The organism is Algoriphagus lacus (genome assembly GCF_003583985.1).
GTDB lineage: Bacteria > Bacteroidota > Bacteroidia > Cytophagales > Cyclobacteriaceae > Algoriphagus > Algoriphagus lacus.
Genome location: NZ_QXML01000001.1, coordinates 720,712 through 745,507, shown reverse-complemented (window position 1 = coordinate 745,507; position 24,796 = coordinate 720,712). Strand labels below are relative to the sequence as shown.

The window sequence follows — 24,796 nt, the reverse complement described above, 5'->3', positions numbered from 1 at the left end:
AAGTGTAGTGCAGGTTGACAGTTTTGTGCTCCGAATCCATCCCGAACGCAAAGCCCGAAAACGTTAGCAGTAACCTTTCTACACGACTCAGAAAAAAAACTCATGAAAAAACACTATCTGATTTTTGCTCTTTTATTTTTAGCTAGTTGCAGCAATGATCATCGCTACACATTATATTCAAACGATAAAAAACAATCGATAACTATAATAAGTGATGGAAATATTAGATATATCATTAATGGAGATTGTGAAGAAGTTCCTGAAAAAAATTATGTAAAAGTTGATTTGAGTTCTACTCCTATGAACAACAATGATGAGCTTGTTGGACGCTGGAAAACTAATAAGTATGAATGGGAAATAATAAATGATGGTGTGACTGTTTTAGAAAACAAATTAGATTCAATAAGATTTAAATTTGGAACTAAGTTTCCTGAAGACAAGAATGGAATTCCAACCTTAATAGATTTTTATAATAAGCCAAATTGTTTTGACGTAGGGTTTGAATATAATAAGATTTTAAATATGCGTGGAGAAGTAAAAATAGAATAAAAAAGGCTACTGCTAACAGCCGTTTCTCGCAATTGCGAATTATGTGGTAAGTTCACGTTCACGTTTCGCAAGAATTTTTATCTTTAACAGAAAATAATTCGTTCCGAAGTTCGCAACTGACGAGAAGCGGCGGAACGTTGTGTCCAACCCTAAATAAAACCTGAACAACAAATATGAATAGGAATGCCAAAATATTAGGACTTTTGATTTTGGTAATAATCTATTCTTGTGGAAGAAAAGAATCAGGTAATAATATAGAAAAGGCAAAAGTTGAAATACCGAATGTTGTTTATAATCTGGGGAATGACTCTGTTAGAAATAAGTTATTTGAAATTGCCTACAAAAATGGAGATTCATCATCTCCTAGCTACCTTGTATTCATTGCGAAAAATTTAAACACGGGAGAAATAAAAGAAATTTGTTCCGAAGCCCCTCTTTTATCTGGTGCTATGCACCATGAATTTGGAATGGGTTACGACCTCAAAAGTTCACAGTTTATTGACAGTTTGATTTTGGGCAACTCAAAGAGAATTTTTGAATTTAAAGAAAGAAAAGCACTTGAAAACATAAGCTTTAACGAATACCCAAGTAAAGAAAGAATTGAAGTATTAGCTTCAAAGTTAGATTTGAAGGATTTCATGAAGGATTTCGGAAATAATGAAACTGTTAAGTATATGGAATTTAAAGAAGATGAATATTTTCTTCAATTGTCATTTTCGCATATAATGTTTAAGTGTGGAATAATAACGAGTAGAAGTAGTGTAGGAGGTAACACAATTTGGTTTGGCTATCCAAGCATAAGAGCACCTGAAATTCCAGATATAGATTAATGATTAAGTAAAGTAAAAGGGAAAGGCAGGACACAACATCACCTTGGATACAGCTGGCGGTTCCTAGTAAAAATGAAAATCAGAAACTTAAAGAAGCAAAGAGAAACCTTGAAGGGCACGGCTCAGAATGCCCGCCGTTTCCAAGCTGAATCACGTTGTGTGCAAGCATAAAGAACGACAATGAAAAGATTAACCATCATATTGACCTTAATATTTTTCTGCCAAGTTTCACTTGGACAGAATAAGTCTGAACAGACTTTTCAAAAAGTGATAAAAGAAGGGTTTTCAACAGCTCCTGATTTTGTTGTTCTGACAGTAAAGAATTCTAATACAGAACAAATTAAAGAGATAATAACCGATGTGACTTCCTTATTTGAAGCTTATAGAATAGAACAACAGATACAGGATTATGACAGAATTTCGGAGTATTTAATTAAAAATGCAGAATCAAGAGTATTTGAATTTAGAACAAAAGAAGCACTTGAACGGCTAAATTTTGACAATTACGAAATGAAATCAGCCGATAAAATTGAAAAGTTAATAAGTAAAGAAAATATCATTGATAGCCTTCCAAAAATAACTAAGCAAAGAGAATTGATTTCTGTAAAATTCTATGAATACTCAGACCAGAGAGAAGAGATACTTGAAGAGATAAAAGACAGTATTCAGACTAAGCGAGCGTTGACAAATGAAGAAATAAAAATCCTTTCAGACCTTACCGACCAATATTACGATTACCACTATAACGAATATGCTGAAATATCAAATCAAGGAAAAGCATTAATGAAAATATGGAATTCCAAAATAAAGCCCTATAATATGGAATATAAAAAACACACAGCCGAACTTGATAGACTTGAGAATAAGTTTTTTAGAAAACATTATGCAAAATACGGTCTGAATTTTTGTCATATAGTATTTAAATATGGCGTAATTTTCAACTCAAACTGTGAGAATGGAATGATGGAATTCAACCAAGTAATAGATTGAAAAGCGAGAATGCCAGCACACAACAGCGTATATAACTTATGGCGGAGAAAGTGGTAAATTCAAGTTTTGTGCTTTTAAGTAAATTTAGTACCAGCCGACAAGAAAGTGCTTCGAAAACCGCCACAAGTCATATACGCAAAACGTTATAGGTAAGTGTAAAAGACGACACAACGACAAATGAGTATAGACTTTGACAACATATTTCAACACGTAATTCCGATGGACGACTTTCGACTGAAATGGCGTTTTACAGAAGAGAAATATGACAAATTACCCGACCAACATCTTGACAAATTAAAGCCATTGGACAAAGAAGCCGCTAAATTTTTGTGGGACTATATTGCAAAGACAAATTTGCACAATGACACACCATTTAAAAAGGACTTCTTTCAGACAATTGACAAGGCAAGAATTTTAGATGGTAACAAAAAGGAAATTAAAAAGTGGCTTTACCATCGTGGACTTCCTTTTGACAAGCCCATTTTTCTATCTTGGGACGAGACAGACGCAATGATTGTTCCTTGGAAACTTTTAATAAAATACTTCGACAGTTTTTATTATGGCGGCTCAGACGACTTGACTATTATTGACCAAAGTTTGAACTGGGCATTACTATTTTTTCACGAAGACGAAATTTATTTTGGAACTAAAAAAGACTTTAAATCAAGTGAAACATTTACAGACATTGACTTTATATATTAATCATAACGACACGGTGGAAAGAACGCCTACCTATAACAAGCGTTTGGCAAAAAAGCGGGTTCAGTGCTTAAATAAAGCTTTGTGCTTCGTATCAAGTTCAGTGCTGGTAGACAGTTTAGTGCTTCGAAATCCGCTTCTTCGCCAAGCGCCAAAACGTTATGGGCAAGGATAACAGACGACACGACAATGAAAATAAATCTACTGACATTATTACTTTTAATAACTACACTAACAGCTTGCGGACAAAAGAAAATGGAAAATAAGTTTTTCACTTGGGACAACTTTGTAGACAATTTTGGAAAAGAAATGTTGTCAGCAGAAGACGTTCACAATAATATGGTTAAAAGCGGACTGAAAGATAACTGTCTAACAAAAATGGACTTCACTTTTATTTCTGACAAAAAAGAGAATTTGATAAAATTAGGAGAGTTTATAAAAGCTCATTATCCATATACAATTAAAGAAGTAAAAAAGTATGAAGACCTTTGGGAAATTAGCGGGGAGACTAACGAAATTCCGATAACAGCGGACAATTTGCTTTATTGGGCTTTGGATATGTATAAAAGAGGTTATGAGTTTGATGCAAAACTTGACGCATACGGTGGACCGTTCGACCCAAAAGACCAAAAGTTTCCAAACTTAGACACTTCAAAAGCGGACTATTATTTTGACAAAGGTGTTGAGTGTTACGAAAAAGGAGACTTAAGTGGTTCAATTATTAATTGGTCGCTAACCTTGAATATCAATCCAAAGGAACCTAATTCTTATTACTCAAGAGCAATTGTAAAAAACGAACTTCATACGTGGAAATCTGCACTGAGAGACTATGACAAAGCAATTGAAATCGCACCAGACTTTGTTAGTGCTTTGACAAATCGTGGTAGTTTAAAAGATGAAAACGGTGATTATTCAGGAGCAATTGACGACTACAATAAAGTCCTGTCAATGGACAAAGTAGATTTAGAAAATAAACAACAAGCGTATTTTAATCGAGGAAACTCAAAATTTAATTTGAAAGATAAAAAAGGAGCTTGTGAGGACTGGAAAAAAGCTCTTGAACTTGGAGCAGAATATGCAAAAGAACGACTTGATGAGAATTGCAAATAGAAAAAACCCAGCCCATAACAGCACCTACAAGAAATTGGCGGTTCAGTAGTTGAATGAAGCTTTGTGCTTCGTATCAAGTTCAGTGGTGGCAGACAGTTTAGTGCTTCGAAATCCGCTTCTTCGCCAAGCGCCAAAACGTTAGCGTGCATTGCATTGGACAAAGAAATCATGAATAAAGGACTTCTGACAATTTTCATATTCGTAGTGACAATTGGACAATCATTTGGACAAGTGAAACGCAATGACATTACCGGTGACTGGGAAACTGACAACAAGGACAGTCTATATTACAAGAGCGACACAATTGAATTTATTCAGGACGCTAATTGGCCGTACCGCAATCAGACCTGCGACATTGTAGTGTTAAGGATATCTAAGTCTGATTTCAAATTTATCAATTCATACTTGTGCACCGAACCAGGAAGAGAACGCTGGACAAATGGTAAACAATCAATAAAGATTAAAAAAAGTAAAACTGGACAAACAATTGAAATCAAAATTCTTAACAAAGTAGAAACCTTTGAAATTATAGACTACAAAGAGGAAAGAGTTGAGCGATATCCGTGGGACATTAAGAAACTTAAATTAAAGAGAGTGTAAATGCAACTAACGCTAACAGCACCTACCCAAAAGTGGCAGTTCAGTGGATAAAACAAGCTTTGTGCTTCTATCAAATTTTCTGCTTGGTTGACAGTGAAGCGCTTCGAAATCGCCACCTTCGGGTAGCTGCAAAACGTCATAGGCAATGTTAAACAACAAACAACTAAAAGACATTATCCAATGAATTCAAAACTCTTTTACCATTTTTTCTTTCATATCCTTGTATTGACAATATTGTTGTTTTTAGCATTTAACGAAAAAGAAAATGGCGATATGAATGTTGTGGTTTTTGGGACTTTTCTATACTTGCCATACATTTTTATATTGACAGCACTAAATTTGTTACTTATTACACTTGGATTGAAATGGATAACAAAAAAACCATTTGTATGGTTGACAACAATTTTTACAAGTATCGTTTTGACAATTTGGAGTCTGTTAAGTGGCGGACAAATAACAATAAGATATTGGACATTAGCTCTGTCTGAATTTGTAAAATTAAACATCGTAATTTTGACACTAAATATCTTGACGTTAATTTGGCTTATCAGGGAAAAAAAAAGTGAAATAAATTGACTTATAAAATAGAAAAAAACACATCCTATAACAGCGGTTTGGCACAATAGCTACTTTTAGTTTTAACAACAACGTTCGATTTTCCGCTGGAAAATCTTATATTAGCAAGAAAAAATACGTTCACGCAGCCGCTACTGCGCCAAGCCGCGGAACGTTAAATTCCCCTACTTCCTTGGATGAAATTCCGTCAGCACCTGCCTTAAATAATCCCGATCCAGGTGTGTATAAATCTCCGTGGTCGTGATGCTCTCATGCCCGAGCATTTCCTGTACGGCACGAAGATCCGCTCCTCCTTCGATCAGATGTGTCGCAAACGAATGCCGGAAGGTATGCGGACTGATGTTCTTTTTGATTCCGGCCTGCTCTGCGGTTTTCTTGATAATCAGGAAAACCATCACCCGGGTGAGTTTTTGCCCCCGCCGGTTTAAAAATACATATTCCTCATGGCCCCTCGCCGGAGTCTGATGCACGCGAACTTCCTCTTCATAGATTTTCAGATATCGCAAGGCATCCCTTCCGATAGGAACCAACCGTTCTTTATTCCCTTTACCCACCACTCTTAGGAATCCGACATCAGAAAAAATCTGTCCCTTTTTCAGTTCAACCAGTTCAGTCACCCGAAGACCGGAACTGTACAGCATTTCCAGCATGGCACGGTTGCGATGACCCTCGGATTCTCCTAGCGGAATCGCTTCCAGCAACTGCTCAATTTCGGTATAGCTCAGGGTGTCTGGAAGTTTACGGCCGAGTTTGGGTGCTTCGAGGAGTTGGGCGGGATCTTCCTTGATTCGGTCTTCATACATCAAAAAGCGATAGAATGCCTTGATCCCGGAAATGATTCTAGCCTGGGAATAAGCAGAAATTTCCAGCGCAGCAAGGGCATTGACGAAGCGACGCAAATGCTCCAATTCGAGCTCAAGCGGACCTTTACCGGCAAATTCTCTTTCGGCAAAAGCCGACAGCTTTTCCACGTCGCGGGTGTAGGCCTCGATGGAATTTTCGCTTAGTGATCGCTCCAGCTTGAGGTAATGACGAAATTGGCGGATAAGGGGACTCCACATGTAATTGGAAATGGAAAGCTTGCAAAGTGGAAAGGTTGCCCCAACTTTCCAATATTAAAATATTTCAACCTTTCAACTTTTTTAAATCCTTGTCATACATAAGCCTCACTTTCCCGATTAAGTAGTGTAAATGAACCGAAGCCAACTTGAAACTTTTCTACGACAGTATCACCGAGAAGCCTTTCTATGGGCCCGACAGTGCTGCGGATTTGATGGAGAATTGGCCAAAGATGTGATTCAGCAGGTTTATTTAAAAGTCTTGGAAGGGAAAGCCCGACTGAAAACCGAAGAGCATCCCAAAACTTGGCTGTTTTCTGTGGTCCGTTTCACAGCACTGGACGAGCTCCGAGGAAAAGGAAAATGGGTGGCAGTAGAAATAGAGGAAGATATGGTTTGGGAATCAGAACCTACGGAAATGGAAAGTCATGAGGACCTGATTCGCCGACTTCCCAAAATGCAGCAGGAAGTATTGCTGATGGTCTTTTACCACGACATGACACTGGAGGAAACCGCTAAAGTGCTCCAATTGCATATCGGCACCATCCGAACCCACTACGACCGGGGAAAGAAAAAACTGAAAGAGTGGATTGAACTCCGGCGATCCGTTGAGGTAACCAAGACCTCGAAGGATTCAAAATGAAAAAATCATCTGTGCTATCAGAAAGAAAAATGAACATCGATAAAGACCCCGAACTAAGCTCTTTTTTCCAAGAGCTAAAGGAAAATGATCAGAAAATCCCCACACCGGAGTTTCCGGAAATGGCTCGCCAAGGAAGCATTACTTGGTGGATTCCTTTGGGCATTGCCGCTTCTTTGGCTTTGGGATTTTTCCTTTGGCCAAGTGAAGAACCTTCACCGGATCCTCCTGCAGAGGTAATTATCATTACACTTCAAGAGGATGAAAACAAAGAACAACAAATCCTAATCGAGGAAAAAACCTACCTGGAAACCTGGGAATCTCCAACCGCTTCGCTTTTGGCGGAATATTGATTCAAGACATTTAAAAAACTAAATACTAGAAAGAATGATGAAACGAAGTCTTTTTCTGCTCCTATTCCTGACTTCAAGCCTGACCCAGGCGCAAGACATGTTTCAGGAATACCTCTATTCTGCCGACCTGGTAATGAAAAACCGGGACAAAATCTCCCTTTCGGATACTCAGGCAGACAAGATCAAGAAAATCCATAGCACCAATGCCGCCGACTTCAGTACCTTAAAATGGGATCTGGATGCCGCTACGGAGAAGTTGAAAAAGCTCCTCGAGCAGCCCAAGCCCGATGCGGCAGCCGTTTCCCGACAGATGGACGAAGTGCTGGAACTGGAAAATCAGCTGAAAAAAAAGCAACTCACTACACTGGTCGCCATAAAAAATGAACTGACCGAAAGCCAGCAAAGTGAACTCAAAAAAACCAAGGTAATGGGCAGAGTTACCTCTTGGGAATATGCTCCCGGAGGAACTACGGCAACTTTTCCCCAATCTTCTTTTCAATACAGAATCAGTAAAGAGTCACCAACAGCTACAATAAATGGGACAACAAGAGTCTACGGAACAGATAAATCAACGGTATATATCCAAAGCCCGAATTCCCCAGAATCAAGTCCTGCTTATTACATTAAAAAGGACACGCAATACATGAAAGTCCCAAGCGTCAGCGAGATTAAGCCAGAAGACATCGAGTCAATTGAAGTTTGGAAGGGCGAAAAGGCCATTGAAAAGTTCGGGCAAAACGGCAAAAACGGAGCGATCATCATCACCCTAAAACAGAAGCCAGGTGATGCACCTTTGGAATTCTGATCTTAAATTTAGACCTGATTGATAAAATCCCTGAGCTATGAACACGGAACTTTCTTTTACGGATCCAGGTGCCCTTCTTGGAAAAACTTTTCTCAAAATCGGTCAGGTATTTCTGGCGATTATGGCAATTGGAAGTGGTTACATAGCCTATTTGGCTTCTGAGGGATTGTTTTCAGATTGGGACATTGAAGTGGATTCCGACTTGACTTGGTTGTTTCCTAGCGTGAGACCTGATGAATGGATCTTTTACGTTGCTATTTCCTTAAGTCTTAAATTTCTCCTTTGGCTGGGAATCTTGGCTTGGCTCGAGCGAAAGATTTAGATTCTTCTTTTAGTTTGTTTCTATTTGAATAGCTTAACCACCCGATTGAGAACTTAAGCATTTGCCTTCAGGAGATTCATAAAAAAGCCCAAATCGAAAGATTTGGGCTTTTTCTTAATTCTACATTTTCAATTCTTCATTTTTTACTCTCCGCCACTGCGTGATGGGCTGCCCTTGCTGCAAAAGCCATGTAAGTAAGCGAAGGGTTTTGGGTGGAAGTGGAGGTCATGGAAGCACCATCTGTCACGTAGACGTTTGGAACGGCATGCAGCTGATGGTTAGCATTGAGCAGGGAGGTTTTTGGGTCCTTACCCATGCGTACGCCGCCCATTTCGTGGATATCCAAACCTGGCGCCTGCTTGCTGTCGTTGGACTGAATATTGGTAAATCCAGCCTTGGTGAACATCTCGGTCATCTGCTCGATGTAATCCTTGACCATCTTCTCGTCGTTGTCGTCGTAGTCCACACTGATTTTGAGCTGAGGCATACCCCATTCGTCCTTCAGATTTGGATCCAATGCCACGTAATTCGTTTCCTTCGGAATCGTCTCTCCCATCATGTGAGACCCTACCCTCCAAGGACCATATTTATCCGGGTTGAGCAGGCTGTTTTTCAGATCCATGCCGATTCCGCTGGTATCCGGACCTACGCCTCGACCAGCAGAAAATCCTGCTGCATAACCTCTGAGAAAGTCGGTTTCCTGCTTGTATACATTTCGGAATCTTGGGAAATAGCCGCTGGTTGGCCGGCCACCAGAGGTGGTGTATTCAGAGTGTCCTTCGTACTCTCCTGAAACTCTTGCCCGGTAATTGTGGAACGCCACATATTTTCCAAGCAATCCGCTGTCATTGCCCAAACCGTTGGGGAAACGGTTGGAAGTGGAATTCAGCAATAGCGCATTGGTATTGAGTGCTGCCGCATTGATGAAAATTACATCGGCATAAAACTCTTCCGTCTCTTTGGTCAATCGGTCGATGATCCTGACTCCGGTAGCCTTTCCTTTTTCCTCGTCATAAATGACTGATTGCACCACCGCATCAGGACGGATGGTCAGATTGCCGGTTTTCAAAGCCCATGGAATGGTGGAGGAATTGGAACTGAAATAGCCTCCAAATGGGCACCCTCGCTGACACAGGTTCCGGTTTTGGCACAAAGCCCGACCTTGTTGTGCATAAAATTCAGCGTTTCCGTGAATGTGAGCACAGCGAGAGGAGATCATGTGCCGGTCATTGCCATAGTGTTTTTTGAGCTGCTCGGCAAAATACTTTTCCACCACATTCAGCTCATAGCCTGGCAAGAACTCCCCATCAGGTAAGTGGGCCAAACCATCCTTGTTTCCGGAAACCCCGGCAAATTTTTCCACATGGCTATACCATTTTTCAATGTCTTTGTATCGGATCGGCCAGTCCACGGCGAATCCATCCCGGGCCGGACCCTCGAAGTCAAAGTCTGACCAACGCTGCACCTGTCTTGCCCAAAGTAGGGATTTACCGCCTACCTGATAGCCGCGAATCCAGTCAAAGGGCTTTTCCTGAACATAAGGATGCTCGGTGTCTTTGACGAAAAAGTGCATAGCGTCCTCCCGGAAGGCATAGCAACGGCTGATTACTGGATTTTCCTCCTGGATTTTCTGAGGAATTTGTCCCCGATGCTCAAATTCATATGGAAGAAGATTGGTCGTAGGGTAATCTTTGATATGCTCCACATTTCGACCGCGTTCGATCATGAGCGTTTTCACACCCAAGTCGCATAGTTCCTTAGCAGCCCAGGCGCCACTGATTCCCGAACCAACAACGATGGCTTGGTAAGTTCGTTCCTGTCTGCTGCGAATATTCAGATTAGCCATTGATTCGTGGTTTTTGTAGGTCAGAGATCAGGACAGCGCCATTGTATTCTCCGGGGATGAGGGAATAAGGAATAATTTCGGTTTGGATGTATTCGGAGGCCATGTAGCCTTGGATGGTGAATCGCTTGGTGGAATTCAGGAAGTACGAAAGATTGCCTCGCTCCTTTCCTTCCGGCGTGTCATCTCCTTCAAGTTTGGTTCCGTTGAGGATTAGTTCTTCTTTCTCTTTGGTGGAAAGGGCCTCAAATTTTTTGCCTGCGGTCTTCTGGACATAATCAGGGAATGCCGTGAGTCCTGCAGTAAATTTGTCCTGATTTTCTTTGGTAAAGCAGTCATTCACCATCACCAAAATAAAGTCAGGAACTTCCAAATTGAGTGCTCCTTTGATTTCTCCGGCCGGAATTATCGTATCAGAAATAGCCCCCAAAAGGGCTTTCTGGGATGCGGTTACTTTGAGGTTTTCGTAGGCGGCAAGGATGTCCTCTTTGCTGAAGTCGCAGGAAGGAATCAAAGCTAGTCCTCCGGAAATCAGCGCGATATGCCGCAAAGCATGGCGTCTGTTCATAGGTGTAAATTGGGTTTAAAGCAAATAGAGTTAGAAAGTAGGGAATTTTTCCTGAATTCCACAGCCGGAAATATAAATGGCAATAAAAGCGAATCAACGGGTTAAAATTCCAAATTCTCCAAAAGTTGAAGGATTTCCATCAGTGGTCCTCAGTCCCTTCAATTTGACAAAGCGAGCGGGAATCGGATCAAATCGGACTGTCTGCTCGATCGGGCTGTTTTGGATATTCGAAAACTCACCGCGTGCGGCTGATTTCCAGCTTTTTCCATCCAAGCTCACTTCCAGCCCATACTCGGCGATGTAGCCGCTTGGATATCTCGCTTGCATGGGCAGGTAGGTGAATCCTTTCAGCGAAATTTCTTTTCCCAGATCCAGAATCAGTTCATTTTTTGAAGAGGTCCAGTAAGACTGTGGATTTTCGTCAATGGATTTCACGGCGTTTGAGTCGGCTTGTACAGGTTTCCAGCTTCCTTTTGCCAGATCAAAATCCACCCTACCCAGCCCTGAACTTTTTCCAGTTTTGGGATCTACTGCAATAGCCTGCACGGTGGCGGCATCTGGAACGTCGAACTCACCGGAATAGCGATTTACTTCCGGTTTTGGAGCGCTTCCATCTGTGGTAAAGTAGATGTCGAGGTTTTCCTCGGCGGCAGTGAGGGTTACTTTTCCGGCCGGAGTTCGGCTTATTTTGGGAGGAAAAAGCAAGGCGGGGGCTGAATAAACTCCGATTTCTGAAATGACCGGAATTCCTTTTCCATCCAGAAAATTGACCCGGATTTTTTGCGCTTCGGTATCGGCAAATCTCAAAATCCGCTTATGGCCGATGGTGGTGCCTTCGGCTATTTTTTCCCAAGTGCCATTCACCTCTTTTTCCAAGGAGAAAGCCTTCACCCGCTGTCCCAGATTTACAAATTCCTGGAGCAAAAGCCGATTGAAGGAAACAGGTTTTCCAAAATCCAACTCGACTGAAGCCTGAATCTGACCATCCGGCGTAGTCCAGTAGGTATCAAAATTCCCATCGTTCAGATTTTCGACTTCGTAGCCATTTCCCCGATCTGAACTAGCCTCGAAAGAGGCTTCCTGGGCCAGATTTACTGAGAAATCTTCCTTGATTTTCGCCGCCAGTTGAAGAATAGCCTCCACATCTTTTTCATGAATCAGCCCACGACGATCCACCGGAAAGTTGATCAAAAGGGAGCTGTTTTGTCCGATGCTTTTGTAATAAATCTCCATCAGTTCAGGCAGCGTCTTCACCTTGTGATCTTCATAGGCATGATAATACCATCCCGGACGGATGCTGACGTCAGACTCAGCGGGAACCCAATGCGTTCCGTTTTCCTGACCGCTAGCCCACTTGTCAAAATCAGGCATACCGGCATAGACCGAATCCCGCATAAGATTGGACCAGGTGGTCTCGTACGCAAACCCGTGTTCATTTCCCACCCAGCGCACGTCCGGCCCGGCGTCACTGAACATCATCGCATTGGGCTGGAGTTTTCGGACCAACTCATGAGTCGCAGGCCAATCGTAATAGCTGAATTTGTCCACCTTCCGCTCTTCATTGGCTCCCCCGTACCAGCCGGTTCCGCCGTTTGCCCCGTCAAACCATACCTCATAGATTTCTCCATAGTTGGTCAACAATTCAGTGAGTTGATTGCGCATATAGGTGATGTATTCGGACTTTCCGTAGTCGGGGTGATTCCGGTCCCAAGGCGAATAGTAAATCCCTACTTTCAAACCATATTCCCGGCAGGCATCGACAAATTCCCTGATCAAATCGCCCTTTCCGTCACGCCAAGGGCTGTTTTTCACCGAATGCTCGGTATAGGCTGATGGCCAAAGTACAAACCCGTCGTGGTGCTTGGCCGTGATGATCAATCCTTTCATCCCAGATTCTTTGGCCACTCGGGCCCACTGCCTGGCATCAAGGGCTGTGGGGTTAAACTGCTCCGGTTTTTCGTCCCCAAATCCCCATTCCCGGTCGGAAAAAGTGTTCATGTTGAAATGGACAAAACCATAGAATTCAAGTTCCTGCCAGCCGATCTGGCGCTCGTGGGGAACAGGCAAAACAGGCTCAGGTGGAGCTACTTTCTCCTGGCAAAAACTAAGTCCCAATGCAAAAAAAGGCCAAACAAACTTCTTCATAAGCGGATAATTGGGGGAAAACCTACCGATTTTAAATCAGATTTTATAGAAAAAATTAAGGGAAGTGTATTGGGCTTATTGTAAATATTAAAAAAATCCGAAGGTTTCATTTTCCATTGGCTTCTGAAGATTAGCCGGATGAAAATGATCAGGTCTCAGAGTTTTAAATGGCTATTTCTTTTTTTGTTCAAACACAAAGATTCCTTTCTTGTTGGCAATGACCACATCGGTCAATCCGTCTTTGTTTATGTCCTCCGCTACCACATTCAGTCCGACACCTGAGTCGTCATCAATCTGATGAGCCAGCCATTGGGGTTCTTCGCCAGGGACAAATTCAAACCAATATAGATAGGCAGGTTCCAATGCTCCGGTTCCCTGACGCATGTGGGCATAGTAGCGCTTGCCTGTCACAAAGTCTTTTTTTTCATCACCATTAATGTCTGTAAAGGCTATTGCATGAGTCTCAGACATTTCTTCGGTAAGTGTATGCCGGTTGAATTTCTGGCTGGATCCATCCCCTTCATTTTCATGCCACCAGATTCCGCGCTCATGGGCAGAAGCAGTGAATACATCGAGATGCCCGTCCTGATTGAAATCAAACGTGTACATGTGGGAACTCGGTTCACCCAAGTTTGCTGGATGCCAAGTCCAATTCGCCTGGGAGGGATCTCCGGGATTTTCCCACCATCCTTCACGGATTATCACATCTGACCTATTGTCCCCATTGATATCGGCGTAGCCCAGTCCGTGGGAAAAGTTTTCAGATCCCGGTGTTCCGGGTTGGCTAATCGTGTACTTTTTCCAAGCTACCTCGCCCTTTACTGTAGGGGATTTCAGCCAGATCATTTGCTTGTTGGCTACGTCGCCGCAAAGGATGTCCTTTCTCCCGTCTCCGTCAACATCGACAAAATTGGGTGATTCATTACCCACTGTCTCGTGGATCAGGTGCTCCTTCCAGTGGTTGTCTTTTCCCTGAGGATTTTCATGCCAGTAAACAGCCTTGCCGGGGAAATCCACCCGGACAAAATCCACCCAGCCGTCCTGGTTGACATCCAGAGAAAAGTTGAGCATCGAGTTGCTCCATTCTTTTTCGGCCACGTAGAGCTTGGGGATATAGATTTCGTGACGCTTCCAAGTTGGTGCTTCAAACCAAAACGGACCTGCCATCACGTCGATTTTTCCGTCATTGTTAACGTCTCCCACAGCCACTCCCTCCGACACAAAATCAGAAAAGAGCACCGTTTTTTGAAATGGGATATCCTGGCTTTTGTCCCGATTGGCCATCATCTGCCCTTCGCAACTCAGGGAAAAGCCCAATCCAAAAATTTCAATCAGAAGGAAGGAAATGGAGGTTTTCATAAGGTTCAGGTCTAATCTATTGGTATGAAATTTATTTCTGGGTGAGTAAGTAACCGATCAGAGCATCGAAGTCTTCCTCCGAGAGCGTCTCGCCAAAATTGTCAGGCATTAGGGTGTACTGGGAAGCTTTTTTCTCTTTAATGTCTTCTTTGGCGACCGAAAATTCCTGTCCGGTGGTACTTGCATAGATTTCCAGTTCCCCTTCGCTTCTTCGGAATAAGCCATTCAGGACTTTGCCGTCATTCAGGGTCAAGGTGTAGGTTTTGAATGCCTGCGAAATGTTCCGGTTTGGATCCAGGATTTTTTCGGCAAGGGACCGCCGACCCCAATTCCCGATTCCATCCAGCTGAGGGCCGATGATTCCTCCCTGACCGTTGATTTGGTGACAGACCGTACAGGTATTTGCAAAGATTGCCTTGCCTTTTTCCACATCCGGCTTGGGATCAAATCTGGCCAATCGGGCTTCGATCAGTTTTTGTCGTTCTTCCAGCATGGTGTCCATCCCGGCAGTCAGTGCATCATATTCCTTCTTTTGTCCGGGTGTCAGTTTGGCCAGCAGCTGTTCATTGATTCTTCGGTCCATCAGGATTCTGGGTGACATATTGCCGTCTTTTGCGGCCCGGAGCAAATTGCTTCTACCTTCAGCCGAATTGACAAATACCGAGGCAATTGCCACTTGCAATCCACTCGGCGCATCCTTTAAAGATTGGTTGAGAAGGGAGGTCACTCCCGAATAGGTCGAGGTGCCAATGGTGCGGGCCAGTTCCTCCCGGAACGCCTGTTCCGATGTGTTATCATTAAGTTTTTCAGCTACCAGATCAAAATTTTTGGAAGGGTTGATGTCCAAAAGTGCTTTGGCAGCCATTGCCCTTGCCCTGTTTTTTGCCCACGTAGCATTTAGTAAGTTCTGCAATCCGCTTTCATAAGCCATTAATTTGTTTGCACTGGCAACGTTTGCGGCAAATACCTGCCGACGGGAAATTTCCTCAAAGAATTCGTACTCCTCGTCCACATGGGCGGTAGGCTTATCGGCAACAGGCTCAGGTTTGTTTTCCAGATTTTTCAGAAAATCTCCTGCGAAACTGATGGCCCAGTCAGTCATTTGTTTCTTGTTGACCGATCCACCCCGCTGACCAATTCCTGTTTCGATGGTTGTATAAAGGGTGTACTGTGCAGGAGCATCTGACTTAAATTTTTCTCGGATAAAATCAATCGCTTGAGTCAGTTGGTTTTCTGGAATAAACCTTCCCACATGCTCCAGGTAAACAACCGTTCGATCAGTTGGGGTCTGATATTTTTTCAGATTGGCAAACAGAAATTCTGAAGCAATTGGGGATTGCACATCCGTTAGTACATCCATGATGAGTTTGGTTTCCTGTTCTGTCCAAGTCTGTGCAACGGTCGATTTTAGAATATCCGGTTCCTTTAGGTGATCCCTCAAGGCAATCATCAGCGTATACTTCAGGTGAGTATCCGAGAGTGGTACACTCTGAGCCACAGAAACCATTGGCTTGATCTGATCGGAATGGTGATGCCTGACCAACACATCTGCTGCCGCCCGCTGGGTATGCGGGTCTGTATGCCGCATTCCTTCCAAAACCAAAGCCCGTTGTTTTGCATCCAGAGATTCGTATTCCGTCAAAATCCTATAAGCATGGACTCTCACTTCCTGGTCTTTTCCCTTGGCGGCTTGGGCAAGTTCTTCAAAACTCAGGGCATTCAATCTTTTGAGTACCCACAAGGCATGGGCTTTTTGGTGAGAAGAAGCCTTCGAGTCTTTGATCAGACTCTTTAGAGGAGCTACTGCCTCTTTTCCCTGGTAATCCACCAGTCGATTGGAAGCCATCATTCGCTGACTGAAGGTGCTGCTTCCCAAGCCCTTCAAAAGTTCATCCAGATTGGCTTTGGACCAATCGATCTTTTCATCGGTTTGGCCTTTGTAGGTTATCCTCCAGATACGGCCGCTTTTTCGGTCTCGTCCGGGATGGTCCAGAGGAACCTCATAATGCCCGATGATCCGGTTGTAAAAGTCGGCGATGTACAGCGCTCCGTCGGGACCGATTTTGATGTCTACGGGTCTGAACCAAGGATCTTCACTGACCAGAAAGTCTTTTTCTTGCTTGGCCTGAGGAGTAGATCCTGTGAATGAAACAGTATTTCTGCTTACCCTGGAAGCAACCACATCACCTGAATAGAAGCTGTTGCGGTACGCTTCGGGGAATGCAGGTCCGTTGTAATAGGCAAGTCCTGACAGAGCGGTGGAGCCGATTTGGTAGTCCATCATCTGTGGTCCAAAACCCAAACCGGGGGCTTTTTTTCCAAAATGTGGATAATCACCCTGATTAATCGTCTGATAAATCGGCATTGAATGGCAATCTGCGGAATAGAGATAGCCCAAATCATCCACCGCAAATCCAAAAGGATTGACCCGACCGTAGGTAGTTTGTTCCACATGACTTCCATCGATTTTAAATCGGAAGGTGTTTCCGGAGGTCATATTAATGGAGTCTTGGTCCGCGCCGGCTACATTCGAAGTATTTCTGAATCCGTGAGAGGAATATATCCACCCATCCAATCCTCTGAAAAAGTTGTTGATCATGCCATGGGTATCCTCGTGTCCAAAAGGCCCCAATAGGACACGCTTTTCGTCGTATCGGTCATCCCCGTTTTTATCCTCAAAAAAATAAATGTTTGGTATGCTGAAAGCCACGGCTCCGCCTTTTACGGGCATAATGCCAATGGGAATGTTTAAGTCGCTGGCAAAATCCGTGAATTTGTCTGCCTTCCCATCTCCGTCTGTATCTTCCAAGATGGTGATTTTATCCTGTCCGGACCCAGTCGAGGCTTCATAGGGATATTCAATGGAGTGGGTCACCCACAGCCTTCCTTGGTCATCAAACTCCATGTTGATTGGTTTGGTGATGTCCGGTTCGGAAGCGAAAAGGTTGATTTCAAAACCCGGAGGTAAATGAAAACCGGCCAATTCCTGCTCAGGAGTCTGAAAATCCGTGCTGCGGATATGATCCTTGAAAAGCTCGGGATTGATAAAAGCATCCGGGTCGTATTCGTCTTCCTTTGGGGTGTTTTTGCAAGAAATAATCAGAAAGGCTCCCAGGATTACAGGTATGAAATACTTCATAAAATTTCAGGATAGGTGATTATGGGATGGGCAAATCTTCTGTGAAATTTGATTCTTTCCATAGAAAATTTCACAGAAATTATCTTTTTAAATCGAATTCTCAAAACCAGACCATCGAGCTTTCTATATCTTTGGAGTGGATAATCCAAAAACCTTTTATTCCTAAAGAGCAAAAAGAAACCATTAAGAGTGTTTCTGGCTTTTGTCTGCAAGTTTCCTCTTAATTTTCCTGCATGAAAAAGACACTTACCCTGTTATTCCTTATAATCAGTTTCGGGCTTCAAGCCCAAATCCAGTTTAAAATCACCGATCAGGTTTCAGGTATTCCCTTGGAAAACGTTCGGGTAAAAGCCGGAAAAGACAAAATCCTACGCACCAATTCCTCCGGAATTATCGCCATTCCCGGCAGTGAACCGATCCGAGTTTCTTTTGCGCTGGAAGGGTATGAAAGCAGAGAAGAGGAATATGGACCGGGGGAGTATGAGGTGAAACTCAACCCGACCATTTTCAATCTTGGGACAGTGACCGTTTCCGCTTTTGAAAGCGAAAGACCGCTTTTGGAACAATCAGCTGCCATTGTTCAGGTTTCGGAGCGGGATTTCAATCGCTTCAACGAAACCTCCCCCGTCAATGCATTTAATACCAAACCAGGAATCCGAATTGAAGAACGGGCTCCGGCCAGCTACCGCGTGTCGATCCGGGGAAGCTCCCTTCGGTCTCCGTTTGGAGTGAGAAATGTGAAAGTCTACTGGAACGAGGTGCCTTTCACTTCTCCGGATGGAACCACCGCGCTCAATCTCCTTGACCTTGCCAACATCAAAACTTCCGAAGTAGTCAAAGGTCCCTCAGGAAGCATCTATGGCGCCGGAAACGGCGGAGCAATTTCCCTGTTCAGCCAGCCTGAAATCTCCGGAAACCGAATTTCCACCGATTACCTGGCGGGAGATTTTGGATTGAGTCGATTCAGACTGGGCCTTTCCCAGCAAGTCGGCGATGGCGGAATCGAAGCCTCCTTCGTCAGTCAAAAATCCGATGGCTATCGGGACCATTCTGCGGTGGATCGTCAGGTATTTCAATTGGGAGGGTTTTTTCCGGTTTCAGAAAAGCAGGAAATCCGAACCCAACTGTTGATTTCCGATCTGGATTACCAAATTCCCGGCGCACTGAATGCTGCCCAAGTTGCCGAAAATCCACGTCAGGCACGACCGGGTTCTGTTGCTCAAAACAGCTCCATTTCCCAGCAGGCAGTATTGCTTTCACTCGGGCATTTGTATCGGTTTTCGGAAAAAACCAGCAACAACACAACGATTTACCTCAACACCAACAACTTTGAAAATCCCTTCATCCTGGATTACAAAAAGGAACTGGGCTTTGGGTACGGCCTTAGAACAAAGTTTGTCCATGACGGAAAATTGGCTGGTAAAGCCCTTCGTCTGATCGCGGGAGCGGAGTACCAAAATGGCTTGACCGATGCGCAGAACTTTGGGAACCGGGCTGGAGTCGCGGATACGGTACGATTTTCTGACAAGCTGAGAGCCTACCAGGGATTCTTTTTCCAGCAGGCAGAATGGAATCTGAGTACCAAAATGCTTTTCACCCTCGGCTTGAGTGAAAACTTCTCCGGGTATGAAGTGGACCGACAGATCGATGCCACCGGAGGACCGACAGGACTTCAGACTCGAACCTTTGACCCAATCGTAGTGCCGCGGGTTGCGTTGAATTACAAGCTCAATTCCTTCAGTTCAGTCTATGGATCGCTCAGCAGCGGATTTTCACCTCCCACCATAGACGAAGTCCGCACCAATGAGGGAAGTCTAAATCTTGATTTGGAAGCGGAAAAAGGAGTCAATTATGAAGTCGGCTATCGTCTTGGCCTAGCGCGGCTAAATGTGGATTTGACTGCTTATTACCTCAAATTAAACGAGACCATTACGACTTACACCAATGAAAACGGCGTGGTGCTCTTCCGCAATGCTGGTTCGACTGATCAAAAGGGAATCGAAGCTGCTGTGGATTATGCCATTTTGAGAAACTCCGGCGGGTTTATCAAAGACCTCTTGATCGGAACTGCCTACACGGGTCAGTTTTTCAAGTTTGTGGATTATGCGAAGCAGACCAATGATTTTTCAGGAAATGACCTGACTGGTGTCCCTCCTCACAACCTGGTAAGCCGATTGGACTTGAGAACCTCAATTGGTTTCTACTTCAATTTTACTCATCAGTTTACAGACAAACTTCCGCTGAATGATGCCAATACGGTGTATCAAGAGGCTTACGATCTGGTCAATCTGCGATTTGGCTACGCCCGAACCTTTGGGAACTGGGATCTGGAGGCTTTTGCCGGCGTGGACAATTTGCTGGATGAAAGCTACTCGCTCGGAAATGACCTGAATGCTTTCGGTGGAAGATTCTATCAGCCGGCACCGACTCGAAATTGGTATGGGGGAATTAAAGTGGGATTTAATTACTAGATATTAGTTTAAAGACACAAGATATTAGCCTACCCAAAGAACGAGTTCGGAAATTAATCCTGACCTATCTCAGAAGATGGTTAGACCACCTTCTTTCACATTCAACAGCCGTTATGAAAAGACTTTTCCTATTTCCAATTTTAGTGTTCTTGCTTTCAACGGGAATCTCATTTTCCCAAGAGGAAAAAAGCGAAACAAAATGGGTCCCTCGGGAACCTCAAAAGTTTGAATCGGTACATACCGGCACCTTTAACGGGCAAAAAATCAGCTTCAAGGCCATTGTCGGAGAGACCTTTCTCAAGAACAGCAAAGGGGAAGTAACAGGATCGATGTGGTCAACGAGCTACCTCCGGGAAGGCGTCGACTCTTCCAAAAGACCGGTACTTTTCATTTTCAACGGAGGGCCTGGCTCGGCGTCCGTTTGGCTGCACATGGGATTCTTTGGTCCCAAGGTGGTCAAGACAGATTCAGAAGCCAAAACCGATGACGGTGCAGCGCCATACAAATTTGTGGAAAACAACCAGGCCTTACTGGACTTGACTGATTTGGTGTTTATCGATCCCATCGGGACGGGATTTAGCCAAGTCGAAGGAGTCGGGAAAACATCCGATTTCTGGGGATTGAATCAAGATGCGGAATCCATTGCCCAGTTTATGCGCCTATGGGTGACTAAAAACGGTCGCTGGCAAGCTCCAAAATTCATGGCAGGAGAAAGCTTTGGCACCACTCGAGCGGCCAAAGTAGCCGAAGTTTTGGAAGGCGGAGGCCAAAGCATGGCCCTGAATGGAATTATCCTGATTTCTCAGGCTTTGGATTATGCAGGATCCTCGAGTTGGGCGGATAACCTGACCTCCTTTTTTACCTACCTACCTTCTCAGGCTGTGACTGCGTGGTATCATGGCAAAGCCGGGCAAGGTAAAACCCTGGAAGTTTTTGTGCAGGAAGCGCGGGATTTCGCATATGGGGATTATTTGAAGTCGCTTTACCTCGGGGAAAAACAAACCCCGGCCCAGAAAGAGGCAATCGCCGAAAAACTGGCCTATTTCACCGGTCTGGATAAGAATTACATCCTTCACTCCGACAATCAGATCCTGATGCACCGGTTCAAAAAAGAGCTGCTGCGTGAAGAAGGGAAAGCCATAGGGACTCTGGATGGAAGATATCTGGCAGAGGAAACAGACAAAATCGCAGAAGGACCGGTCTTGGGTGATCCAGCGAGCTATATGACTGGCTCGGCCTACACGGCTGTATTCAACGATTACCTGATGCGGGAGTTAAAGGTGAATCTGGACAGGCCTTACTTTACCTCAGCCGAGGGAATGGGAGGGAGCTGGAACTGGAAGCCTGTGCCGGATGGGGCTTATTGGGAACCGACTTATGTGAGCACAGCAAGGTCTTTGAGCGAAGCTATGCACCGCAATACCAAACTTCAAGTCTTGGTTGCCAACGGGTATTACGATCTGATCACTCCCTTTTTTGATGCGGAATACACCTTTGCACGACATGACTTCCCACAGGAAAGGATTCAAATGACTTATTATGAAGCTGGCCATATGATGTACAACAGACAGGAAGATTTTGACGCGTTGGCGATAGATGTGCGGAAGTTTTTGGAGGGCATGTTGAAATAATATTTGTGGCTAAAGGAACAAAAACAAGGAAGAATTTACTTGAATGTAAAAATCAGAAATAATGCAAAGACCCGATTTCAATACCGAAGAAGTAACCAAAATCATCCGTGGACGTCGATCCATGTTTGTCGCCCAATTCAAAGAAAATGATCCTGTAGATGACTCCATCATCGAGGAAATTCTGGAAAATGCCAACTGGGCACCGACTCACAAAGTCACTCAACCTTGGAGATTCATCGTCTACACCGGTGCAGGCTTGAAGAAATTCGCGGATTACCAAGCGGAGATGTATAAAATGCGGGCTGAGAAAAACGGAACCCCTTTCATCGAGGCCACCTACCAGAAATTCAAGGAACAGCCATTGAAAGCTTCTCACGTGATTGCCATTCTGATGAAGCGAACGGAGGGTTCGGGCATTCCGGTGATGGAAGAAATCGCCGCCACAGCCATGGCTGTTCAAAACATGTACTTAACTGCCTGTGCGCACGGTTTGGCATGCTACTGGGGTACCGGCGGACCAACATTCTGGGGCGAAGCTAGAGAAGATTTCGGACTGGAAGGGGAGGATATGCTGATGGGATTCTTCTACGTCGCAAAGCCAGCTACCGATAACTGGCCGGAAGGCAAGCGCCAGCCGATTGCCGATAAAGTGGGGTGGATTAGGGAGTAGTCCTCATCGCGAGGTAGGAAGCGATCTTAATAAGGAATGTAAAAAGGAAGGTGAGAGCCTTCCTTTATTTTTGATTTACGAAGTACGATTTACGAGATCAAGTAAGATTTTAAGCTCCATACAATTTTTAATCGACAGGAGTCCTGAAATTTTCAAATTTTTCAATCTTCCAGTTTTTCAATTCACAAACTCCCCCACCCAAAATATCCCTGTTCCAAAAATCTCAGTGATCCCCTCCGGCACCTCCAACTGTGTCAGGTAAACAAGAGGAAGCATGAGTTTGCCGTTTTCATTGGAAATTTCCACAGGTAATCCTTCTTTTCCCAAAAGTCGAATGGTGCTTTCTGCAAACCACTTTTTGAATTTCCCACTTTTGACGGGATAGTATTTCCAACCTCCATCGATGACTGTCAGGTCAAACTGGTTCAGCTTTTCCTCCAAATTATGACAAGTCAAATGCGAGACACCCACCAAATGTGCCGCCGGATGCTTGGTGGCCAAAAGGTATTGCAGACCTTCTTCGAGTGGTTTTTCATTCAATAAAGTAAGAAACTTGACGGGATATTGGGACTCCAGCAGCTGGAGGTTTTCCTGTTGAAACTCTTCCGTGGTCAGGATCACATCGACCTTGATACCCCAACTCAGGACCTCGTCCAGGCATTCCTGCCAAACCAAGACCGTTGGCACCCACTCCAAAAGCGGTGCAACCGAATCGAAACTCAGGCCTTCCGTACCCAAAATGAATACGGCCGGTTCCTGCTGTTCTTTGACGAAATGATGACTGGACATCAGTTCCAGAGTTTTTGGTAAAAATTATAAACGTTTTCAAAGGCCAGTTTGCGGAGCTGGGATTCATTCAAATCATGACTCAAGGCTTCCAAAAGTGACGGGTATTTTCCGGCATTTTCGGCCAATGAGAAGTAGAAGGGATGTCTGCTTTTATCCGGAAAATTCTTCGTGTAAAAGAAATCTGCTCCAAAACAGATGGAATCCGCGCTTAGTTTGGCGCCATAGAGCAAGTGCTCGAATAGCCGCTCCGGCACTTCCCGGTCCAGAAATTCCCGCAGAAAATTCACACCGATGATTCCTCCCCGATGGATGATTTCCTGTGCAAATTCATCACTCAGGTTTCGCTTGTGATCCCAGATCGTCCGGAAATTCGAATGGCTGGCCATCACCGGAATCGGCAGGTGGTGGCGGTCGATGTGATTCAAAATCCCCGCCGCCAATGCGTCGGAAGTATGAGAGAGGTCAATCGGAATCCGCTTGCCGGCCATGTATTCCAGGAGTCGCTTTCCGTCCTCTTTAAGTCCGATGCCTTCTGTATAATTTCCTCCGCCAAAGCGGTTTCCGGTATGGTGGGTCAGACTGATGTAGGCTAAGTGCCCAACTTTATTGACCAGCGCGTCAAACTGGGCATAAATCTCCGGCCAAGTCGCTTTTTCATGACCGAATCCGGCCGCGTTTTCCACAGCGGCAATGATGCCGATTCGTGAGTCTGCAGTTGGATCTTTGAGGAATTTGGAATCGAAAAATCTGACCGTTTTTTCTTCTTTTTGAAGAAGATGGGAGAAAATCTCCGCCTGCCGGAGGGCTAGCTGCATACTTCCCGGCTCTACGGTCGTGTAGATCGCCATCACCTGCATCGACACTCCCCCTTCCTGCATCCAGGGAAAAGCACAAGGGATCTGTTCCTTGGAAAAAGGATTTGCACCAGGTACCACTGCCAAAAATGATAGGAGGTCACAGTGCAAGTCAGCGATGGGGAAATTCATGATTTTAAAGGGGATTTTGAGCAAAATAAGCCAAAAAAAGCACAGGTTTTTTAATACTTTTAGGCCCCTCAGGAGTTAAAACAAATCAAATTCATCCAAAATCTGATACAAATGGCCGTTGCAAAACCCTTCAATTTCAAAAAGTGGATTGACGATAACCGTCATTTGCTCAAGCCCCCAGTCGGAAATCAGCAGGTCTATAAAGGCAACGATGACTTCATCGTCATGGTCGTAGGTGGACCCAATAGCCGAAAGGATTATCATTACGACGAAGGCGAGGAGTTTTTCTATCAGTTGGAAGGGGACATCGTCCTGAAAATCATCGAAGACGGCAAGCCCAAAGACATCGAAATCAAAGAAGGGGAAATCTTTCTTTTACCCGCAAAAGTTCCGCACTCTCCCCGCCGTCCGGCCAATACCATCGGCTTAGTGATCGAACGATACCGAAGAGCGGGAGAAAAAGACGGCTTCATTTGGCACTGCGAAAACTGCGGTGAGCGTCTTCACGAAGAATATGTGGAACTCACCGACATTGTCACCCAACTTCCACTGGTCATGGAGCGCTTCTGGTCCAGTTTGGATCGGAGGACTTGCAAAAGCTGCGGTACGGTGATGGAAAAGTAAGGTCAACAGTCCACTGTCGACGGCAAGATAAATCAGAAT

General features: G+C 44.3%; 22 protein-coding genes. 14 read left to right on the top strand and 8 right to left on the bottom strand.

Annotation, left to right across the window (positions count from 1 at the left end; translation table 11 throughout):
* The first annotated feature begins 102 nt into the window (after nt 1-102).
* The 6 genes from D0X99_RS03140 to D0X99_RS03115 all read left to right on the top strand — a co-directional run bounded on the left by D0X99_RS03140 (nt 103) and on the right by D0X99_RS03115 (nt 4,778).
* The gene (locus D0X99_RS03140; protein WP_119476171.1) at nt 103-549 is read left to right on the top strand and encodes a hypothetical protein; all 447 of its coding nucleotides are present in this window, start codon (nt 103-105) and stop codon (nt 547-549) included.
* A gap of 173 nt (nt 550-722) precedes the next feature.
* Complete coding sequence (locus tag D0X99_RS03135; protein WP_119476170.1) at nt 723-1,379, top strand: hypothetical protein; 657 nt, start codon at nt 723-725, stop codon at nt 1,377-1,379.
* Nucleotides 1,380-1,559: 180 nt separating this feature from the next.
* Complete coding sequence (locus tag D0X99_RS03130) at nt 1,560-2,369, top strand: hypothetical protein (RefSeq protein ID WP_119476169.1); 810 nt, start codon at nt 1,560-1,562, stop codon at nt 2,367-2,369.
* A 219-nt stretch (nt 2,370-2,588) separates the two neighbouring features.
* Nucleotides 2,589-3,071 carry a hypothetical protein gene (locus D0X99_RS03125; protein ID WP_119476168.1) on the top strand — a complete coding sequence of 161 codons (483 nt, stop codon included), beginning with the start codon at nt 2,589-2,591 and terminating at the stop codon, nt 3,069-3,071.
* Nucleotides 3,072-3,152: 81 nt separating this feature from the next.
* Nucleotides 3,153-4,178 (top strand): tetratricopeptide repeat protein, encoded by a 1,026-nt coding sequence (locus tag D0X99_RS03120; protein WP_199707971.1) that lies wholly within the window; start codon nt 3,153-3,155, stop codon nt 4,176-4,178.
* Nucleotides 4,179-4,346: 168 nt separating this feature from the next.
* Complete coding sequence (locus D0X99_RS03115; RefSeq protein WP_147392178.1) at nt 4,347-4,778, top strand: hypothetical protein; 432 nt, start codon at nt 4,347-4,349, stop codon at nt 4,776-4,778.
* 740 nt (nt 4,779-5,518) lie between these two features.
* Here D0X99_RS03115 and xerD read toward each other — a convergent pair.
* A complete protein-coding gene (gene xerD, locus D0X99_RS03105) occupies nt 5,519-6,415 on the bottom strand; it encodes a site-specific tyrosine recombinase XerD (RefSeq protein ID WP_119476165.1) in 897 nt (298 codons plus the stop codon).
* 130 nt (nt 6,416-6,545) lie between these two features.
* Between xerD and D0X99_RS03100 the strand changes: the two genes are divergently transcribed.
* From D0X99_RS03100 to D0X99_RS03085, 4 genes are read left to right on the top strand one after another with little or no spacing between them, the layout of a single operon-like run.
* Nucleotides 6,546-7,055, top strand: a complete 510-nt coding sequence (locus D0X99_RS03100) for an RNA polymerase sigma factor (protein ID WP_119476164.1) — start codon at nt 6,546-6,548, stop codon at nt 7,053-7,055.
* Complete coding sequence (locus D0X99_RS03095) at nt 7,052-7,405, top strand: hypothetical protein (protein ID WP_119476163.1); 354 nt, start codon at nt 7,052-7,054, stop codon at nt 7,403-7,405. Before D0X99_RS03100 ends, D0X99_RS03095 begins: the two co-directional genes overlap by 4 nt.
* Before the next feature lie 34 nt (nt 7,406-7,439).
* Nucleotides 7,440-8,210, top strand: a complete 771-nt coding sequence (locus D0X99_RS03090; RefSeq protein ID WP_119476162.1) for a Spy/CpxP family protein refolding chaperone — start codon at nt 7,440-7,442, stop codon at nt 8,208-8,210.
* Between the two features lie 37 nt (nt 8,211-8,247).
* Complete coding sequence (locus D0X99_RS03085; protein WP_119476161.1) at nt 8,248-8,532, top strand: hypothetical protein; 285 nt, start codon at nt 8,248-8,250, stop codon at nt 8,530-8,532.
* A 136-nt stretch (nt 8,533-8,668) separates the two neighbouring features.
* On the opposite strand, the gene D0X99_RS03080 is transcribed toward D0X99_RS03085, so the two are convergent.
* The 5 genes from D0X99_RS03080 to D0X99_RS03060 form a co-directional block, all read right to left on the bottom strand.
* Entirely contained in the window at nt 8,669-10,378 is a 1,710-nt protein-coding gene (locus tag D0X99_RS03080; RefSeq protein ID WP_119476160.1) for a GMC oxidoreductase, read from the bottom strand.
* Nucleotides 10,371-10,943: a gluconate 2-dehydrogenase subunit 3 family protein gene (locus D0X99_RS03075; protein ID WP_119476159.1), complete on the bottom strand. Its 573-nt coding sequence runs from the start codon at nt 10,941-10,943 to the stop codon at nt 10,371-10,373. Before D0X99_RS03075 ends, D0X99_RS03080 begins: the two co-directional genes overlap by 8 nt.
* A gap of 93 nt (nt 10,944-11,036) precedes the next feature.
* A complete protein-coding gene (locus D0X99_RS03070) occupies nt 11,037-13,088 on the bottom strand; it encodes an alpha-L-fucosidase (protein WP_119476158.1) in 2,052 nt (683 codons plus the stop codon).
* 171 nt (nt 13,089-13,259) lie between these two features.
* On the bottom strand, nt 13,260-14,447 hold the full coding sequence (locus tag D0X99_RS03065) for an FG-GAP repeat domain-containing protein (protein WP_119476157.1): 1,188 nt from the start codon (nt 14,445-14,447) through the stop codon (nt 13,260-13,262).
* 31 nt (nt 14,448-14,478) lie between these two features.
* The gene (locus D0X99_RS03060; protein WP_119476156.1) at nt 14,479-17,586 is read right to left on the bottom strand and encodes a PVC-type heme-binding CxxCH protein; all 3,108 of its coding nucleotides are present in this window, start codon (nt 17,584-17,586) and stop codon (nt 14,479-14,481) included.
* A gap of 233 nt (nt 17,587-17,819) precedes the next feature.
* On the opposite strand from D0X99_RS03060, the gene D0X99_RS03050 reads away from it, so the two are divergent.
* The 3 genes from D0X99_RS03050 (at nt 17,820) to D0X99_RS03040 (ending at nt 22,358) form a co-directional block, all read left to right on the top strand.
* Complete coding sequence (locus tag D0X99_RS03050) at nt 17,820-20,057, top strand: TonB-dependent receptor family protein (RefSeq protein ID WP_119476154.1); 2,238 nt, start codon at nt 17,820-17,822, stop codon at nt 20,055-20,057.
* A 113-nt stretch (nt 20,058-20,170) separates the two neighbouring features.
* Nucleotides 20,171-21,688 carry a S10 family peptidase gene (locus D0X99_RS03045; RefSeq protein WP_119476153.1) on the top strand — a complete coding sequence of 506 codons (1,518 nt, stop codon included), beginning with the start codon at nt 20,171-20,173 and terminating at the stop codon, nt 21,686-21,688.
* 61 nt (nt 21,689-21,749) lie between these two features.
* Nucleotides 21,750-22,358, top strand: coding sequence for a nitroreductase family protein (locus tag D0X99_RS03040; protein WP_119476152.1), 609 nt, complete (start codon nt 21,750-21,752; stop codon nt 22,356-22,358).
* A 177-nt stretch (nt 22,359-22,535) separates the two neighbouring features.
* Here the strand turns inward: D0X99_RS03040 and D0X99_RS03035 are convergent, their stop codons facing one another.
* Together D0X99_RS03035 and D0X99_RS03030 are read right to left on the bottom strand one after the other, a co-directional pair.
* Nucleotides 22,536-23,147 carry a thiamine pyrophosphokinase gene (locus tag D0X99_RS03035; RefSeq protein WP_119476151.1) on the bottom strand — a complete coding sequence of 204 codons (612 nt, stop codon included), beginning with the start codon at nt 23,145-23,147 and terminating at the stop codon, nt 22,536-22,538.
* Nucleotides 23,147-24,133, bottom strand: coding sequence for a dipeptidase (locus D0X99_RS03030; protein ID WP_119476150.1), 987 nt, complete (start codon nt 24,131-24,133; stop codon nt 23,147-23,149). The genes D0X99_RS03035 and D0X99_RS03030 overlap by 1 nt, the downstream gene beginning before the upstream one ends.
* Before the next feature lie 111 nt (nt 24,134-24,244).
* Between D0X99_RS03030 and D0X99_RS03025 the strand changes: the two genes are divergently transcribed.
* A complete protein-coding gene (locus tag D0X99_RS03025; protein WP_119476149.1) occupies nt 24,245-24,757 on the top strand; it encodes a 3-hydroxyanthranilate 3,4-dioxygenase in 513 nt (170 codons plus the stop codon).
* The last annotated feature ends 39 nt before the right edge of the window (nt 24,758-24,796 follow it).

Excerpts from the sequence above, each read along its gene's own strand:
- D0X99_RS03140 (WP_119476171.1), top strand. The coding sequence starts at position 103 with ATGAAAAAACACTATCTGATTTTTGCTCTTTTATTTTTAGCTAGTTGC.
- D0X99_RS03135 (WP_119476170.1), top strand. The coding sequence starts at position 723 with ATGAATAGGAATGCCAAAATATTAGGACTTTTGATTTTGGTAATAATC.
- D0X99_RS03130 (WP_119476169.1), top strand. The coding sequence starts at position 1,560 with ATGAAAAGATTAACCATCATATTGACCTTAATATTTTTCTGCCAAGTT.
- D0X99_RS03125 (WP_119476168.1), top strand. The coding sequence starts at position 2,589 with ATGGACGACTTTCGACTGAAATGGCGTTTTACAGAAGAGAAATATGAC.
- D0X99_RS03115 (WP_147392178.1), top strand. The coding sequence starts at position 4,347 with ATGAATAAAGGACTTCTGACAATTTTCATATTCGTAGTGACAATTGGA.
- xerD (WP_119476165.1), bottom strand. The coding sequence starts at position 6,415 with ATGTGGAGTCCCCTTATCCGCCAATTTCGTCATTACCTCAAGCTGGAG.
- D0X99_RS03100 (WP_119476164.1), top strand. The coding sequence starts at position 6,546 with ATGAACCGAAGCCAACTTGAAACTTTTCTACGACAGTATCACCGAGAA.
- D0X99_RS03095 (WP_119476163.1), top strand. The coding sequence starts at position 7,052 with ATGAAAAAATCATCTGTGCTATCAGAAAGAAAAATGAACATCGATAAA.
- D0X99_RS03090 (WP_119476162.1), top strand. The coding sequence starts at position 7,440 with ATGATGAAACGAAGTCTTTTTCTGCTCCTATTCCTGACTTCAAGCCTG.
- D0X99_RS03085 (WP_119476161.1), top strand. The coding sequence starts at position 8,248 with ATGAACACGGAACTTTCTTTTACGGATCCAGGTGCCCTTCTTGGAAAA.
- D0X99_RS03080 (WP_119476160.1), bottom strand. The coding sequence starts at position 10,378 with ATGGCTAATCTGAATATTCGCAGCAGACAGGAACGAACTTACCAAGCC.
- D0X99_RS03075 (WP_119476159.1), bottom strand. The coding sequence starts at position 10,943 with ATGAACAGACGCCATGCTTTGCGGCATATCGCGCTGATTTCCGGAGGA.
- D0X99_RS03070 (WP_119476158.1), bottom strand. The coding sequence starts at position 13,088 with ATGAAGAAGTTTGTTTGGCCTTTTTTTGCATTGGGACTTAGTTTTTGC.
- D0X99_RS03065 (WP_119476157.1), bottom strand. The coding sequence starts at position 14,447 with ATGAAAACCTCCATTTCCTTCCTTCTGATTGAAATTTTTGGATTGGGC.
- D0X99_RS03060 (WP_119476156.1), bottom strand. The coding sequence starts at position 17,586 with ATGAAGTATTTCATACCTGTAATCCTGGGAGCCTTTCTGATTATTTCT.
- D0X99_RS03050 (WP_119476154.1), top strand. The coding sequence starts at position 17,820 with ATGAAAAAGACACTTACCCTGTTATTCCTTATAATCAGTTTCGGGCTT.
- D0X99_RS03045 (WP_119476153.1), top strand. The coding sequence starts at position 20,171 with ATGAAAAGACTTTTCCTATTTCCAATTTTAGTGTTCTTGCTTTCAACG.
- D0X99_RS03040 (WP_119476152.1), top strand. The coding sequence starts at position 21,750 with ATGCAAAGACCCGATTTCAATACCGAAGAAGTAACCAAAATCATCCGT.
- D0X99_RS03035 (WP_119476151.1), bottom strand. The coding sequence starts at position 23,147 with ATGTCCAGTCATCATTTCGTCAAAGAACAGCAGGAACCGGCCGTATTC.
- D0X99_RS03030 (WP_119476150.1), bottom strand. The coding sequence starts at position 24,133 with ATGAATTTCCCCATCGCTGACTTGCACTGTGACCTCCTATCATTTTTG.
- D0X99_RS03025 (WP_119476149.1), top strand. The coding sequence starts at position 24,245 with ATGGCCGTTGCAAAACCCTTCAATTTCAAAAAGTGGATTGACGATAAC.